Origin of the sequence: Microbacterium sp. C448 (assembly GCF_000582705.2) — a bacterium.
Taxonomy (GTDB): Bacteria; Actinomycetota; Actinomycetes; order Actinomycetales; family Microbacteriaceae; genus Microbacterium; species Microbacterium lacus_A.
Window position 1 is genome coordinate 311 of the sequence record NZ_HG779787.1, and the last position, 611, is coordinate 921.

The 611-nt window shown below is 67.6% G+C and carries 1 pseudogene; it reads right to left on the reverse strand.

The features are described from left to right. Nucleotides 1–144: 144 nt before the first annotated feature. A pseudogene (locus tag MIC448_RS16750) lies at nt 145–552 on the reverse strand (DUF222 domain-containing protein); the annotation flags it as partial. Nucleotides 553–611: the final 59 nt, after the last annotated feature.

Here is a 611-nt window from a genome sequence, read left to right on the forward strand (position 1 = left end):
TGCCGTTTGCGGGTCGATGGGGGAGTGTCCGACGAGGAACGCGGTCTCGTAGGGGTCGGTGATCCGCTTCTCGATCAGCGACATGACGGGGACGGTGATCTGCACGGTGGCGCGGATGGCTCCGAGGTCGGTGGGTCCGCCATCGTGGGCGGTCGGGGCGGCCGTGAGGAGCAGGTCGCCGAGGATGTCGGCACGGATCTGGTCCGTCGTGCGAATGTCGTCGGTTTCGGTTTCGGTTTTGGCTTCACCCTCGCGGGCGTCGATGACAGAACGTGCCATTTCGCTGAGCCGATCGTGCACACCATGCGCAACAACGGCCGGCAGCAGAGCCCTCAGTTCTGCCATGCCGTCCTCGACATCGGTCACCCACACGGCCCGGTCTTCCACGGCGCGGCGGTGCCGCTGTTCGAACGTGGTGTCCGCGTACCACTCCGCGCGCCGCTTCGCCAACGGTGTGAGCCGGGTCGCGGACTCCGCCGCCGCGATCTGCAGCACGTCCTGTTCGAACTCTGCCCGCATTTCCGGGGTCTCGATGATGGCCCCGGCCGTCACGATCGCCCGGACGTGCGCCGCGGAGATGACCCCGGCATCCAACGCTTCCAGCGTCCCGA